The organism is Turicibacter sanguinis, from assembly GCF_013046825.1.
Taxonomy (GTDB): domain Bacteria; phylum Bacillota_I; class Bacilli_A; order MOL361; family Turicibacteraceae; genus Turicibacter; species Turicibacter sanguinis.
The window spans coordinates 2,061,620-2,075,000 of record NZ_CP053187.1 but is presented as its reverse complement, the minus strand read 5'-3'; the positions used below and the strand labels follow the sequence as shown (position 1 = coordinate 2,075,000).

Sequence of the window (13,381 nt, the reverse complement as noted above, 5' to 3'; positions counted from 1 at the left end):
ATATCATAACCAAATTCAGATGACTAATCATTTTACTTACTAGAGAACATCTTCAACATCAGTTGTGCAAAGTTAAGTTGTTGTTCAAATTTTTGTAAACGCGAAGGCGTTGCTTGTTTTTTTAACGTTTCAATTTCGTTCACAAAGTCTTGATATCTTTCAGGATTTCTGTTTAATTCTTTATACCAGAATGGATACATTCTAATATAGTCTCTTTGTTCAATATTATTAACAATTTGATACATTACGTCCATATTCCATCACCTAATCATCAAATTTTGAGAATAAACCAGGGAATGATTGTTTTTGACTAGCTGCTGCTCCTAATCCTGCAGCCGTACCGGCTCCCTTACCACCTTGCATCGTTTGGAAAAGTTGAATAAATTTCTGTACGGTCGTCATGGTTTGTTGAACTTTATTCATATCCATTTTTTGAAGATACTGAAATGCTTGAGCCATCATTTCTGTCCCCGATAGTGTTGCAGAGCTACTATTAGATGTAGTTGTTGATTTCGTTTCACTTTTTGTCTTATCCGTAGCTGGCGCGCTTTGATTACTTTCTTGTGTAACTTCTTTGTATTTTTCCCATTGGCTATCATCTTCTCCATACAAGTACCATTCCTCATAGATTGACTGCCATGTTGCTTTTCCACTTCGAACATCATTTTTTAATCCAGGATATTTACGTACGAAGCTTTTAAATTCATCTAATTGACTGTCCACTTTCTCTCACCTCGCTACAATTAGTCACTATATTATAGGCAATGTCCACCCCATTGGTGACTAATTTTCCTAATTTATATGAACAATCGCCTTTATCTTTTCTATTATATGAAAAAAAGTCTCAGTATGTGACTGAGACTTAGACTATTTAAAGGGAATAATATTTGTTTTTAATAATTCGGTAACGGTTGCATTACTTTTCTCAGTTTTCAATTTTGAGAGCATTTCAATTCTAACATTTAGATAAACACCGATAGTGAAGAACAATACCATTAAACTAGTTCCTCCATAACTAATAAACGGAAGCGTCACCCCGGTTAGTGGAATGGTTCCACTAGCTCCCCCTAAATTAATAACCGGCTGTAATAAAAACATGGCACCGACACCGATACAAACTAAAGAACCAAATAAATCCTTACATTTAAACGCGGTTAAGAAACAGCGAGCTACAATGACTAAATACGCCACCATGATTAATAAAATTGTAACAACTCCCAACTCTTCAATTAAAATCGTACTGATCATATCGGTATGGGGCTCGATTACATAACCATATTTTTGTGTACTATTACCAATCCCTACTCCAAACAATCCTCCAAGTGCAATGGCCGTGTACCCCATGACATTTTGAAGTCCATTATCATGATTAAATGGATCCCACCAAATATAAAATCGATCCATCTGATAATCCTTTAAACTTAGAATTAATGGAATAATAATTAATAAAGCCATCCCAATAAGTGTCATAATGACTTTAAAATCAATTCCACTACACATAAATATAATGACACCAATTCCAAAGATAATCAGAGCTGAACCTAAGTCTGGCTGGATTAAAACTAAGCCTGTACAAAATCCTAAATAAAGTAATACCCTTAAAAAACTATTTGATAAATACTTTATACCATTAACTAAAAATCCTTGGAAATTTTCTATCGTTCCGATATTCTTAAAAGACCTTAGATGATATTTATTTTGTTTGATACTGTATGTAATAAACCATGCTAGAGCCAATATGACACCTAATTTGACAAACTCAGCTGGTTGAATGGATAAAGGACCAATTTTAATCCAACTTCTTACATTGGAAGCTCCTGAACCTTTACCAAATATCAAAGTAAAGATTAAAATCGGAGGACAAAGTACTGTTGCTAAAAAAGCAAAAAATTTCAATACATTATACGGGATTAAGGCTAAGAATATCATTCCAACAATCCCAATAACTCCACTTACTACTGTTTTTTTAACAAAAAACAATGTATCATCCGCTGCTCCATTATAAATTGAAATACTCGTTATGCTATATATCATCAGTAATCCAATTCCAAATAAGGCAAACACAAGAATTAAAACCACTTTATCTAACTTTTGTGCCCGCTCTATCATGGGTTTGAAAGTAAACTTCTTTTTCTGTTTCTTAACTTTACCTTTAAACTTCATATTAGCTCTCCTCTATAATATAGAAAAAAATTCAATGTATTACTATTTTACCATGTTTTAATAGGTAAACCAAACTGATAGTTTTAGGATATTTATAATTTTATCTATCCCTTTGCATGAACCAAGTTCGTCATTTTACGTATAATACAGTGTAATCAGGAATGAAGGAGGGATAAATGATGTACAATTACGGAACAGGAAACAACTATAGTTATGGTGGTTATGCAAGTGGATACGGTTATGGTGGGTATGCACCCGTTGCTTATCCTATGCCGGTTTACAGTACTGGTAGTGGATGTAGTAATAACTTCGCTCTTATTCTCGTCTTATTTATTTTATTAGTAATCATCGGATGTAGTCATGGCTTCGGTGGTGGAAATAATAGCGGTTTTGGATGTGACTGCTAATTGAAAATCCCTTGTAAACTGATTCATAAATAAGAAGAAAAACGATTAACTATTCTTCTTAAACTACATATGATATATTGAAGTTTCAAACTGAAGGAGGAAATAATAATGTATAATTATGGATATAATTGCTATACACCTTGTGTTCAACAAAGTAGTGGTTGCGGTGGTTTCGCATTCATTCTTGTTTTATTCATCTTATTAGCTATTATTTGTAGCTGTGGTGGATTTGGATTTGGTGGAAACAACTCTTGCGGTTGTTAATTAAAGTAGCAAGCTAATTTTAAAGAGATCTTCTTGAGAAGGTCTCTTTTTTCGTTTATAAAATAATTTTATTTTTTAGCATCGATTCATTAACCATTCAGACCTTTTAACGTACTATATATTGAGCTTCAAGTATGAAAGGGGAATATAAAATGTATAATTATGGATATAATTATGGGTATAATTGCTATACACCTTGTGTTCAACAAAGTAGTGGTTGCGGTGGTTTCGCATTCATTCTTGTTTTATTCATCTTATTAGCTATTATTTGTAGCTGTGGTGGATTTGGATTTGGTGGAAACAACTCTTGCGGTTGTTAATTAAAGTAGCAAATTTATTTGAAGGGATCTTCATTAGAAGATCTCTTTTTTCCTTTCTAAAATAATTTTATTTTTTTCATCAATTCATTAACCATTCAGGCACTTTAACGTAATATATATTGAGGTTCAAGAATGAAAGGGGAATATAAAATGTATAATTATGGATATAATAACTACTGTACACCATGTGTACCTGCTTATAATGCTAATGCTGGATTCGGTGCTGGTTGTGGTTGCGGAGGATTTGCATTTATCCTTGTCTTATTCATCTTATTAGCAATTATCTGTGGATGTGGCGGATTCGGGTTTGGCGGAGGATGCTCAAACGATTGTGACTGCTAATAAAAACAGTCGATATTTAGACGGCTCAAATTGAGCCGTTTTTTTATGTATTTTTTCTAGCGATGGGCTTGTTTACAATAACACTTTATTATTTTTTGCGTATTATATACTGAGCCTGATAGAAAAAGGAGGAAATCATGATGTATTACAATGGCGCAGGATACGGCTATCCTCAACCATGTATGCCTGTAGTACCTGTTGCAGGAGGCTATGGTGGTGGTTGTGGTTGCGGATTTGGGGGATGCTTATGTGCATTCATTCTTGTCTTATTTATCCTAATTATTGTCTGTGGTTGCGGTTGCTTTGGATGCGGCAATGGTTGCGGCGGGGGATGCTTTGGATGTTAGTCACTAAATAGCGACTATATAATATAGAAAGCTAAAGTTGAATCTTTAGCTTCTAAATTTAAAAAATTAATAACCAAAATGGTAAAAAAGCGTAATATATATTAAGTCATGAATCTAAGGAGGGATTAGTGATGTGTGTTGAAAGTTGTGGAAATGGATTTGCTTTCTTATTAGTATTATTTATCTTACTTGTTATCATCGGATGCTGCTGCTTTAGATAAGTACAGTTATTAAAATATTACCAGGCTTAAGATAATCGTGTAAGAAGAGATGTTATTTGCTTGCAAATAGCATCTTTTTTATTATCAACTCTCTCTGATGTGAGGATTTCGTCTGTTTCCGTCATCAATTGAATCGAGTTTTAAAAATTACCTTTTTGTCCTATTAGCCAAATTTGTATTTGTTTGATATAATATGGTTTAGTTAGAATGGAGGGTTTTTAATGATCACGATGAAAGACATTATTCGCGAGGGACATCCAACGTTGTCTAAGGTAGCTAGTGAGGTCGCGATTCCATTAAGCAAAGAAGATGTTCAGTTAATGAAAGATATGTTACAATTCATTATTAATAGTCAAACACCTGAGGTTGCTAAGAAGTATCAATTGCGTGAAAGTGTTGGACTTGCGGCTCCTCAGTTAAATTTAGATAAACGTATTATTGCTGTTCATACTGAAGATGAAAAAGGAAAACTTTATTCTCTTGCCTTAGCAAATCCAAAGATTGTGAGTTACTCTGAGGAAATCACTTATTTACCTATGGGTGAAGGGTGTTTATCAGTTGATCGTGAAGTCGAAGGCTTCGTTCCTCGTTACCGTCGTATTACGGTTGAGGGATATAATTTAAAAGGTGAAAAGATCAAATTCCGTTTACGTGACTATGTTTCAATTGTGTTCCAACATGAAATTGATCACTTAAATGGTCACTTATTCATCGATCATATTGATCCAAAACAGCCTTTAGCACCGATTGCGAATGCTAAACCATTAGAATTCTAAAAAAAGACCGAAATCGGTCTTTTTTTAATGTACTTTTTCTTTTGTTTTGGCATAAAAGGAGATGAGTTTTTTCTCAGCTTTTGGATCTCGTCCCATCGATACGGCTCTTTCATAAAATTGAATAGCATGATGTTCATCATTTAGGTAGTTTTCATGTAAGGCTCCCATATTAAAATAAAGTTCACCAGCATATTTGACTGGTAACTGACGAGATTTGATGAGTTGGTGAGCTTTATTGTAATATTCAAGCGCCTCTTTGAAGTTTGATAGATGGTAAAAATACAGATGACCGATGTTAACATAGGTACTTGGTGTCTGATCATCGATTTCTAGGATTTTGAGGTAATATTCTAGGGCTGCATCGTAGTTTTTGAGGATTTCAACATTTAGGTACGATAAAGCGTTAAGTGCTAAGAGATTATTAGGATTAATCTCAAGGACTTTTTTATAATAAGTGATCGCTGATTCATAATCGTCTAATTCGAAGTCGTAGATATTGGCGATTTCTAATGTTAGGCTTTCATCGTTGTCAAAGTATTGTAAGGCTTTGACGAGAACCTCGACTCCTTTTTTAGGTTCGTGAAGATCGAGGGAGTAAAGTCCTCGAAGTCCTTGGTAGGAGATGAGAGCTTTGGGGTCAAGTTCGATGGCACGTTCGTAGTATTTGATGGCTGCGTCATATTCTTGGAAGTGATGACGCAAGATGTAGGCAAAGTTGTGGCAAACGAGAGCATTTTCTGGGTCGAGTTTGAGAACTTCTTCGTAGGCTTCTCGCGCGGCATCATAGCATTCAATTTTGACATAGGCATCAGCTAGATTAGCAAGTGAAGTTGTTTTATTTTTGGCAAAGGTCACTGCTTTTTCAAAGTAATCAACCGCACGTTCTGGGTCGTTTTTGTACTTAATGAGGATGCATCCGATGTTATTTAAGTTTCTGGCATTGGTTGAGTCGAGGCTCTCTACTTTTTTAGAGTATTCGTAAGCAAGTTCGACGTTTTCTTCAAGATCAATGCAAAGTTCCACTAGATTTAGATAGGCATCGATATAATGATCATCATATTCGATAGCTTTTTGATAATGCTTGAGTGCCTGATGTGGGTTGTTTAGAAATTGGTCATAAAGGATGGCCAGATTAAAATGAATGGTTGCTGATGTATCGTTATAATCAAGAGCTAAACGATAGTTTTGCTCAGCTAGTTTATAATCTTGATAATGTTCAATTGCAATGATACCAAGGGCATTATAGACGGCCGCTAGGTTTTGTTTTCGTTCTAGTTGTTCTAGCAGAAGGCTTTCAGCTTCTTGAAATTGTTTGTCATCGAGTAGTTGTTCGATGTATGCTAATGGATTTGGCTGTGTATTTGGCATCTAGCCCACTCCCCTCTTTTAAAATAATCCCAGTTGTTCACAGGCATAGTAGATGCCATCTTCATCAATTGATTTTGTGACGAAATCAGCGTATGATTTGACTTCGTCTGAGGCATTCCCCATGGCCACGCCAATGTCGGCTAGTTGTAGCATTTCGATGTCATTATATCCATCTCCAAAGGCGATTACTTTTTCCGGTTTTTGTTCCATATATTCGATTAAAGCTTTAATTCCTTCGGCTTTTGAACCATTCACTGGTACAATGTCAGCTCCAAAGTTTAGCCAAGGAATAAAGCGTAGATGTTCTTTGTATTTTTTTGGCAACTGTGCAAAATCTTCACAGAAATACCACGCTTGTAAAATCGGTTCTTCTTTATGTAGGTTAGGTAAGATTTCTGGGAAGTCGATTGAAACGCGCTTGAAGGATTCTTGAACGATTTCGTTATTTCCAGTGACAGTAGCGCGATTAGCGGTTAATAGTCCAATGACTTGGTTTAGGTTTTTGGCATCTTCGATGAATTCGTCGATGACGTTTGTAGGAATGGCATTTTCATAGATGACTTCGCCTTTATGTGTAATATGTTGCCCATTTGCTGTCACAAAGGTATTGAATGGGAGTTGTTTAAGGCGCTCATCCACTAAGAATAAGGCACGGCCTGTTGCGATACCGAGATCATGTCCGGCTTGTTGAAGTTTTTGAATAGCTAGAATGGTGCTACTCGGTATTTGATTCGTTTCGCTCTTAAGAATCGTGCCATCTATATCAAATAAAATTAAGCTTTTTTCCATCACTTTCACTTCCTTTATCTTATTATGTCTAATTTTTTTGTTATTTCATTCATCATAGTAAATTTATTACATAAATTCAAGTCCTAATCTGTTATATTCCCTCGATGTAATGGTATAATAAAAGATGTTGGTTATGGACTTTAATAGAATTTATTTTTATAAATATTTTTTCGACCTTTTTTGAAACTCATGTTATAATGTTAGCATGATGTCCAGAATATGTTAAGGACCAGAAACGTTTTGAGGAATTATAAACGAGTGTAAAATGGATTGTTTTTTTTGAATTGTAATGAATTATTATAGGAAAGGGCGTGTCTTATGAGTCAACGCAAAAAAAGTTCGCCGATTAAGCCGAATGATGTGGCTGTTTTCGCTCTAGGCGGATTAGGTGAAATCGGAAAAAATATGTACTGTGTTCAGTACCGCGATGAGATTTGTATTATCGATGCGGGGATCAAGTTCCCAGAAGATTATTTACTTGGAGTGGATTATGTCATTCCAGATTATCAATATTTAATTGAGAATCAAGATAAAATTGTAGGTTTATTTATTACCCACGGTCATGAGGATCATATTGGTGGGATTCCATTTTTACTTCGTCAATTAAAAATTCCTAAAATCTATGCTGGTAAATTAGCGATTGGTTTAATTAAAAATAAGTTAGAAGAACGTAAGCTATTACGTCAAGCCAACATTGTCGAGTTTAATTCTGATACGGTGATTAAATCAAAGCATTTTACGTTTGAGTTCTTCCGTACGAATCATAGTATTCCGGATTCTTATGGGATTGCAATCAAAACACCTCATGGAATTATCGTTCATACAGGTGACTTCAAGTTCGATTTCACACCAATTGGACCACCAGCTGAGTATGCTAAGATGGCTCGTTTAGGGGAAGAAGGCGTTTTATGTCTTTTATCTGATAGTACGAACAGTGAATTACCTATTTTCACGATTTCTGAGCGTCGAGTTGGGGAAAGCTTAGGCGATATCTTCAAGAAGATTGACGGTCGTATTATTATTGCGACATTTGCTTCTAACGTTCACCGTGTCCAACAAATTGTGGAGGCGTGTGTGGCAACAAATCGTAAGATTGCGATTTTCGGTCGTAGTATGGAAGCCACAATTAAAATTGGTTTAGAATATGGGTATATTCATTGCCCTGAGGATACGTTTGTATCGGCAAATGAGGTGAAGCATTTACCACAAAATGAGGTTACCATTTTATGTACAGGATCTCAAGGTGAGCCTTTAGCGGCGCTTTCTCGTATTGCAAATGGAACACATCGTCAGATTCAAATTATTCCAGGTGATACGGTGATTTTCTCTTCTTCACCGATTCCAGGAAATGCGTTAAGTGTTGGTAAGACGATTAATGCGTTGTATCGTGCGGGTGCTGAGGTTATTACGCATAGTCCTTTAACGGATATTCATACATCTGGACATGCTGGACAAGAAGAGCTAAAGTTAATGCTTAATTTAATGCGTCCAAAATATTTCTTACCGATTCACGGTGAGTACCGTATGTTAAGTATTCATGCTGAACTTGGGGTGCAATGTGGAGTTCCGGAAGAAAATTGCTTCGTACTTAATAATGGTGATGTGTTAGCCTTTAATCAACACGGAGCACGCGTTTCAGGTCGTATTCATTCGGGAACGATTTATACGGATAGTAGCGGGATTGGCGATGTTGGAACTGAGATTATTCGTGATCGTAAGATTTTATCTGAAGATGGTCTTGTCATTGTTGCCGTTTCAATTAAACGCGCTTAAAAACGTTTATTAAATGGACCAAATGTGGTCTCTCGTGGATTTGTTTATATGAAGGAATCTGAGGATTTAATTAAAAATACTGAGATTGCAGTTCGCGAGATTGTGTTACATAAACTTCAAACATCTAAGCATGTTTCAACTGAAGAGTTGAAGTCTGCCATTTCTGATGTAGTAGCTCCATTCTTATTTAGTAAAACTCAACGTCGTCCAATGATTTTACCAATCATTATGGAGATTTAATAAAAAAATCGTAGGGAATAAAATCCCTACGATTTTTTATTGCAATGATTCATCAATTTTGAAAAATTTGATGGCGTATATTTCAAACGTATCATGATGCTCACGAATGCTAAGTGTCAGATTGACATTGGCAACCTCATCTGGTAACTCTAGGCTAACCTCTACGTTATACCCCACTGTTTTGTCTTCATGAAATGATTCTTCTAAGTGAATATCTTTTACAGTGATATCAGATTGATATTTCTCTGCGGCTTGAATGGGGATGACGCCATAGTTCTGTTGTGTAAAAAATAGGTAGCAGTCTTTAGTAAAGTATGGTGCTATTTTTTCGCTTAACTGATTGTAGGCCTCTCTTTGTTCTGTTTTTTCATCGTATTTATAAGTTAAAAATTCCGTTATAAATTGTTGTACAAATTCATTGGCTGTTTGTGTTTTAGTTGAGGTTTGACAGCCAGATAATGCTATTAATAAGCACAGGAAAACGAGGATGATTCTTAATTTTTTCATCGTAATCTCTCCTTTACTTTCACTTCCTTCTATTTAATTTTAATGTAACATATTTTTTCTATTAAATGTTTGATTTAGAGTCATTTTTTTATGGACTAACAACTTCAGCTGTTATTTTTTTGGTTTTGATTAGGAAGTAGCCAAAGTGGGTGCTTCATTCATCTGTGATTGTCAACTAGCTTAATTGTGTGCTCTTCACGAAAAGTAAAAAAGAGGAACCCATAATGGGTTCCTCTTTTCTATTATTTTTGAACAATGTTTACTTTAACAATGTTTGCTGAGGCGTAGTTCCCTACTTCATCCGTGTATGATGTTAAGTTGATTCCTTCTTGTGTTCCACCCTCTTTGAATGTTACATATCCTGCAAGCGCAACTGGTGTATTTAAGTCACCACCGTATTGACCAATCTCTGTACGTGCATCGAATGTCATCGGTGCTTCATTCATTTTTGTCACTTTATATTGTGGGTTTTTGCTATCTGTTGTTTTTTCTGTATCCACTTCTGCAATTGAGTAGATAGTTTTAATGTCGCTTTCACCGATGTTTAAAATCATGTGAACGATTCCGTTTTTATCCATTGTTGCGGTTGTATATGTCGGTAATTCTAATGTATTCACTAATTGTCCATTCTCATATTGTTCAACACTTAGGTTGATATCATATGATGATCCTTCTGGTAATACCATGGAAGCAACTGTACTTTGGTCTTGTCCATAATCAGCTGATTCTAATAATAATCCGATTACTCCATTGATATCTTGTTTAACGATCTTAACATCACCTTCTGGTAATTTTGACCCGCTACATCCTGCTAATCCGACTGTCACAAGTAATGCTGAAAGCATTAATCCAATTTTTTTAAAGTTCATGCTTTATCCCTCACTTAAGTTTTTCTTAAATTTTGATAATGGAACAAGTATATCACAACCGTTATCATAAACTTGTATTTTTTGTGTTCAAGATATATTTTTTACCTTTTTTATACATCATATTCATGTATTTTATCATTTTTTGTAAATTATCTCCTTGAAACATTCAATCGGATAAAAGTTTGTTTATTCCTGTTTTTAAAAAATACTGTGATTTACAAAGAAATGACGTTATTTTTTTTCGTTTATAAATTGAATGGCTTCTTTTAAAATCAATTTTACATTTTCAAATGTTAATTGCATAATGGCTTCTTCTTGGTTGAGCCATTTATAATCCATGATTTCAACGACTTGGATTTGAACAGATGCCTCTGTTGCTTCTCCTAAGAAGAAAATAACTTCTTTAAGGTTACCATTTTCCAATTTGTAGTGACAAGACGTTTTGAACCCCTCTACTACTGATAGGGGTAAACCTGTTTCCTCGAATACTTCGCGAATAGCTGTCTCTTTTTCGGTCTCCCCTATTTCCATATGTCCTTTTGGAAAGCTCCAATGATTATTGATTCGACTTTGAAGTAGTAAAAATTTTGGTTCTTTTTCTAATGAATGATAAACCATGATCCCACATGATTTTTCAATACTCATCTTATTCTCCCGCTACATCATACATTAGGATGGTTTCCATTGTTCCGGCATCACTTTTTAAGGTATCGATGTAAACAAAGCCGTATTTTTCGTAAAGATTTTCTTCTTCGGTTGAAAGATAGACTTTTTTAAATCCTTGTTGTTTAGCATATTCGAGGACGTGTTGAATCATTTGTTGGCTAATTCTTTTTCCACGATGATGTTCATCGACAAAGACAAATCCGATCCAGGGAGTATAAGGACAGTTTGGAATGAAATCTGTTTTGGTTAGCGTGCAATATCCTACGACTTCTCCTTTTTCTATAGCTACAAAAGGGCATTCGAAGTCTGAAAATTGTTGCCCTTTCATTCGTCTAGCTAAATGGGGCCCTGCTCCCCATGAACAGTGGTTGGCCATTTCAATCGTTTTATTATAATATTCATCCTGAATTGTCAGTTTTCTAATTTCCATTTATTTCTCCTTATTGTTGGGATTCAATCTGATTCTTGATTGGTGACATTAAGTTAATTTTTGTGATTCCTTTGTAGTAGGTAAACCCAATCATAGCCCCGATGAGATTTAGGATAAGTCATCAACATCAAAACTTCCAAGGCATGTCTGTTGAAGGGTTTCACCTATCATCATGCTCTTACTCAAAACAAAAGTACTAAATGTCTGTCATTTAGACCTCCATGATGTCACGGCTAAGAGATTTAAGCGGCTTGATATCCTCTGTGTATCGAGACAGATTTCACTTCCCTTTTTCGTTTTTTCTCTCACTTTCTTTTAGTCGCCGATCGACGTCTTTATCGTATGAATCATAGGATAAAAAATATAGGATTCCAGCTAGGGTAACTCCGGCAATACAGATAGCGATGAGAATATCAATGATGAGTTCTTTCGTCATTTTTTCACTCCTTTAATTAGAAATCATTGATTTTGATGTCATAAATAGCTTAGGCTAAAGGCCTTAGTCCTATTTTTTGTATCAATAGAAAATTTCTGTCGTAAGGCAAAAGTTAAAACTACTAATCTCATCCATAATTACGTTCTTGTCTGTTTTACGTTCGTAACCATCACTCACAATCCATCTAAACAGGCTGTTGCAAATGATCCTAGTAAGAGAAGAGCCTTTTATATCTACGAATGTTTCTTAATATAAATTCTCAATGCTCTAACTAATAAAACATATAAATAAATAACCGAGATTATCACTATAAGTGAGATAACTTGTCCGATCATCATATTTGCAGATGGCATGATATAAATTTCCATGTTGAACTCCTCTCTGATTCAGACTAACTTAGATTGGGCCATTAATTTTCAGCCTTTTCCACTTATTTAAACAACTAATAAAGCTTCAACGATTATTGTAACTAAAATGGCAAACCCGCTTTGATTTCCCATCAGTCCCTGAAATCTTTTCCTATTTCATCACTAATGACTTGGAAAAGTCATGATTTCTCCTAGTTCAGATACTGAAACTAAGAATAAACCTCAACCTTCCTTTTTAATAGTTTAATTATATACTATAATTTGTAAAAATAAGGAAATCATGTCATAGTTTAGGTATAATTAAGATCTGACATCTATTGGAGGGGAATTATTTATGATCCGATTCGACGTGTCATTTTTAATCTTAAAAGGAACGAGGAACAAAGATGATTATTGAAATTAAAGAGGATTTACTAACAGAAGTGGCTCGATTTGCCTGGGAATTTGAACGTCAGCAAGAGACGTGTAGTTTTCCAAAATATAAAGATTTTGGTGACCTTTATGAACGATTTTCTAAATCGTTAAATGATAACGAAGACAAGATTTTAGCCTATATCGAGGATCAGGAGCTGATAGGTGTTTTAACTTTACAAGTAAAGTCACAGGATTTATATCTCCAATCATTAGGGGGAATTTTTGCAAAACGTGATTTTAATCGAGTTGCCTCAAAGTTTATTGATTATCTTCGCGATCATTATTTAAATTTCGAATTATTTTTTGGTTATCCTATTGAAAATCAGGTGGCAATTTCTTACTTAGAAAGTATTCAGGCTGAACTTTTGGATGCCTGTGTGACGATGAAACTTCAAAAAGAGGATTTCATATCTATTACGCCTCATCATGAAGTGATTCCATTACCTAAGGAACGTTATGCGAGTATGCTATCTTCCATGATACACATCATCCAAATCTGTACTGGAATAGCAAACGAATTTTTGAACATCTTGATTTATGGAAGATTTATGTGGGTGTTGAGCAGGATTCCATTGTTGGAAGTCTATTTATTAGATGTAATAGCGTGGAATATGAAATTTTTGGGCTTTCACTTAATCAAGCCTATCAAAACCAAGGTTTAGAACTTGACTTACTTTCGGT

19 protein-coding genes and 1 pseudogene are annotated in these 13,381 nt (G+C 34.9%); 10 read left to right on the top strand and 10 right to left on the bottom strand.

Features of this window, described 5'->3' with window-relative positions:
* Nucleotides 1-32: 32 nt before the first annotated feature.
* From HLK68_RS10010 to HLK68_RS10000, 3 genes are all read right to left on the bottom strand, one after another.
* Nucleotides 33-254, bottom strand: a complete 222-nt coding sequence (locus HLK68_RS10010; protein WP_006785290.1) for a YlbE-like family protein — start codon at nucleotides 252-254, stop codon at nucleotides 33-35.
* 10 nt (nucleotides 255-264) lie between these two features.
* A complete protein-coding gene (gene ylbD / locus HLK68_RS10005) occupies nucleotides 265-723 on the bottom strand; it encodes a spore coat protein YlbD (protein ID WP_006785289.1) in 459 nt (152 codons plus the stop codon).
* Between the two features lie 144 nt (nucleotides 724-867).
* Nucleotides 868-2,163, bottom strand: coding sequence for an FtsW/RodA/SpoVE family cell cycle protein (locus tag HLK68_RS10000; protein ID WP_132943009.1), 1,296 nt, complete (start codon nucleotides 2,161-2,163; stop codon nucleotides 868-870).
* 176 nt (nucleotides 2,164-2,339) lie between these two features.
* Between HLK68_RS10000 and HLK68_RS14855 the strand changes: the two genes are divergently transcribed.
* The 7 genes from HLK68_RS14855 to def all read left to right on the top strand — a co-directional run bounded on the left by HLK68_RS14855 (nucleotide 2,340) and on the right by def (nucleotide 4,840).
* Nucleotides 2,340-2,570: a YjcZ family sporulation protein gene (locus tag HLK68_RS14855; protein WP_269146109.1), complete on the top strand. Its 231-nt coding sequence runs from the start codon at nucleotides 2,340-2,342 to the stop codon at nucleotides 2,568-2,570.
* 108 nt (nucleotides 2,571-2,678) lie between these two features.
* Nucleotides 2,679-2,834 (top strand): YjcZ family sporulation protein, encoded by a 156-nt coding sequence (locus tag HLK68_RS09990; RefSeq protein ID WP_006785286.1) that lies wholly within the window; start codon nucleotides 2,679-2,681, stop codon nucleotides 2,832-2,834.
* A gap of 152 nt (nucleotides 2,835-2,986) precedes the next feature.
* A complete protein-coding gene (locus tag HLK68_RS09985) occupies nucleotides 2,987-3,154 on the top strand; it encodes a YjcZ family sporulation protein (RefSeq protein WP_006785285.1) in 168 nt (55 codons plus the stop codon).
* Nucleotides 3,155-3,304: 150 nt separating this feature from the next.
* A complete protein-coding gene (locus HLK68_RS14735; RefSeq protein ID WP_006785284.1) occupies nucleotides 3,305-3,496 on the top strand; it encodes a hypothetical protein in 192 nt (63 codons plus the stop codon).
* Nucleotides 3,497-3,636: 140 nt separating this feature from the next.
* Nucleotides 3,637-3,843: a hypothetical protein gene (locus HLK68_RS09975; protein ID WP_006785283.1), complete on the top strand. Its 207-nt coding sequence runs from the start codon at nucleotides 3,637-3,639 to the stop codon at nucleotides 3,841-3,843.
* Nucleotides 3,844-3,974: 131 nt separating this feature from the next.
* Nucleotides 3,975-4,064, top strand: a complete 90-nt coding sequence (locus HLK68_RS09970) for a YjcZ family sporulation protein (protein WP_081448242.1) — start codon at nucleotides 3,975-3,977, stop codon at nucleotides 4,062-4,064.
* A gap of 221 nt (nucleotides 4,065-4,285) precedes the next feature.
* Nucleotides 4,286-4,840: a peptide deformylase gene (gene def, locus HLK68_RS09965; protein WP_006785282.1), complete on the top strand. Its 555-nt coding sequence runs from the start codon at nucleotides 4,286-4,288 to the stop codon at nucleotides 4,838-4,840.
* A 24-nt stretch (nucleotides 4,841-4,864) separates the two neighbouring features.
* Here def and HLK68_RS09960 read toward each other — a convergent pair whose 3' ends face one another.
* Nucleotides 4,865-6,208: a tetratricopeptide repeat protein gene (locus tag HLK68_RS09960; protein WP_006785281.1), complete on the bottom strand. Its 1,344-nt coding sequence runs from the start codon at nucleotides 6,206-6,208 to the stop codon at nucleotides 4,865-4,867.
* Nucleotides 6,209-6,226: 18 nt separating this feature from the next.
* Entirely contained in the window at nucleotides 6,227-6,997 is a 771-nt protein-coding gene (locus tag HLK68_RS09955; RefSeq protein WP_006785280.1) for a Cof-type HAD-IIB family hydrolase, read from the bottom strand.
* 318 nt (nucleotides 6,998-7,315) lie between these two features.
* Here HLK68_RS09955 and rnjA point away from each other — a divergent pair, with 318 nt between their 5' ends.
* Nucleotides 7,316-8,770, top strand: a complete 1,455-nt coding sequence (gene rnjA / locus HLK68_RS09950) for a ribonuclease J1 (RefSeq protein WP_269149573.1) — start codon at nucleotides 7,316-7,318, stop codon at nucleotides 8,768-8,770.
* A gap of 15 nt (nucleotides 8,771-8,785) precedes the next feature.
* Nucleotides 8,786-9,010: pseudogene (locus HLK68_RS14730) on the top strand (ribonuclease J); the annotation flags it as partial.
* 36 nt (nucleotides 9,011-9,046) lie between these two features.
* On the opposite strand, the gene HLK68_RS09945 reads toward HLK68_RS14730, so the two are convergent.
* The 5 genes from HLK68_RS09945 to HLK68_RS09925 form a co-directional block, all read right to left on the bottom strand.
* Nucleotides 9,047-9,517, bottom strand: coding sequence for a hypothetical protein (locus HLK68_RS09945; RefSeq protein WP_009606925.1), 471 nt, complete (start codon nucleotides 9,515-9,517; stop codon nucleotides 9,047-9,049).
* Nucleotides 9,518-9,759: 242 nt separating this feature from the next.
* Nucleotides 9,760-10,386 (bottom strand): hypothetical protein, encoded by a 627-nt coding sequence (locus HLK68_RS09940; protein WP_009606928.1) that lies wholly within the window; start codon nucleotides 10,384-10,386, stop codon nucleotides 9,760-9,762.
* A gap of 231 nt (nucleotides 10,387-10,617) precedes the next feature.
* Nucleotides 10,618-11,031: a bis(5'-nucleosyl)-tetraphosphatase gene (locus HLK68_RS09935; protein ID WP_006785276.1), complete on the bottom strand. Its 414-nt coding sequence runs from the start codon at nucleotides 11,029-11,031 to the stop codon at nucleotides 10,618-10,620.
* Nucleotide 11,032: 1 nt separating this feature from the next.
* Nucleotides 11,033-11,482, bottom strand: a complete 450-nt coding sequence (locus HLK68_RS09930; RefSeq protein ID WP_006785275.1) for a GNAT family N-acetyltransferase — start codon at nucleotides 11,480-11,482, stop codon at nucleotides 11,033-11,035.
* 280 nt (nucleotides 11,483-11,762) lie between these two features.
* On the bottom strand, nucleotides 11,763-11,918 hold the full coding sequence (locus HLK68_RS09925; RefSeq protein ID WP_006785274.1) for a hypothetical protein: 156 nt from the start codon (nucleotides 11,916-11,918) through the stop codon (nucleotides 11,763-11,765).
* 754 nt (nucleotides 11,919-12,672) lie between these two features.
* Here HLK68_RS09925 and HLK68_RS09920 point away from each other — a divergent pair.
* Entirely contained in the window at nucleotides 12,673-13,362 is a 690-nt protein-coding gene (locus HLK68_RS09920) for a hypothetical protein (protein ID WP_055166331.1), read from the top strand.
* Nucleotides 13,363-13,381: the final 19 nt, after the last annotated feature.

Bases quoted from the DNA above. Each gene is read 5' to 3' on its own strand.
- HLK68_RS10010 (WP_006785290.1), bottom strand. From the start codon at position 254: ATGGACGTAATGTATCAAATTGTTAATAATATTGAACAAAGAGACTAT.
- HLK68_RS10000 (WP_132943009.1), bottom strand. From the start codon at position 2,163: ATGAAGTTTAAAGGTAAAGTTAAGAAACAGAAAAAGAAGTTTACTTTC.
- HLK68_RS14855 (WP_269146109.1), top strand. From the start codon at position 2,340: ATGATGTACAATTACGGAACAGGAAACAACTATAGTTATGGTGGTTAT.
- HLK68_RS09990 (WP_006785286.1), top strand. From the start codon at position 2,679: ATGTATAATTATGGATATAATTGCTATACACCTTGTGTTCAACAAAGT.
- HLK68_RS09985 (WP_006785285.1), top strand. From the start codon at position 2,987: ATGTATAATTATGGATATAATTATGGGTATAATTGCTATACACCTTGT.
- HLK68_RS14735 (WP_006785284.1), top strand. From the start codon at position 3,305: ATGTATAATTATGGATATAATAACTACTGTACACCATGTGTACCTGCT.
- HLK68_RS09975 (WP_006785283.1), top strand. From the start codon at position 3,637: ATGTATTACAATGGCGCAGGATACGGCTATCCTCAACCATGTATGCCT.
- HLK68_RS09970 (WP_081448242.1), top strand. From the start codon at position 3,975: ATGTGTGTTGAAAGTTGTGGAAATGGATTTGCTTTCTTATTAGTATTA.
- def (WP_006785282.1), top strand. From the start codon at position 4,286: ATGATCACGATGAAAGACATTATTCGCGAGGGACATCCAACGTTGTCT.
- HLK68_RS09960 (WP_006785281.1), bottom strand. From the start codon at position 6,208: ATGCCAAATACACAGCCAAATCCATTAGCATACATCGAACAACTACTC.
- HLK68_RS09955 (WP_006785280.1), bottom strand. From the start codon at position 6,997: ATGGAAAAAAGCTTAATTTTATTTGATATAGATGGCACGATTCTTAAG.
- rnjA (WP_269149573.1), top strand. From the start codon at position 7,316: ATGAGTCAACGCAAAAAAAGTTCGCCGATTAAGCCGAATGATGTGGCT.
- HLK68_RS09945 (WP_009606925.1), bottom strand. From the start codon at position 9,517: ATGAAAAAATTAAGAATCATCCTCGTTTTCCTGTGCTTATTAATAGCA.
- HLK68_RS09940 (WP_009606928.1), bottom strand. From the start codon at position 10,386: ATGAACTTTAAAAAAATTGGATTAATGCTTTCAGCATTACTTGTGACA.
- HLK68_RS09935 (WP_006785276.1), bottom strand. From the start codon at position 11,031: ATGAGTATTGAAAAATCATGTGGGATCATGGTTTATCATTCATTAGAA.
- HLK68_RS09930 (WP_006785275.1), bottom strand. From the start codon at position 11,482: ATGGAAATTAGAAAACTGACAATTCAGGATGAATATTATAATAAAACG.
- HLK68_RS09925 (WP_006785274.1), bottom strand. From the start codon at position 11,918: ATGACGAAAGAACTCATCATTGATATTCTCATCGCTATCTGTATTGCC.
- HLK68_RS09920 (WP_055166331.1), top strand. From the start codon at position 12,673: ATGATTATTGAAATTAAAGAGGATTTACTAACAGAAGTGGCTCGATTT.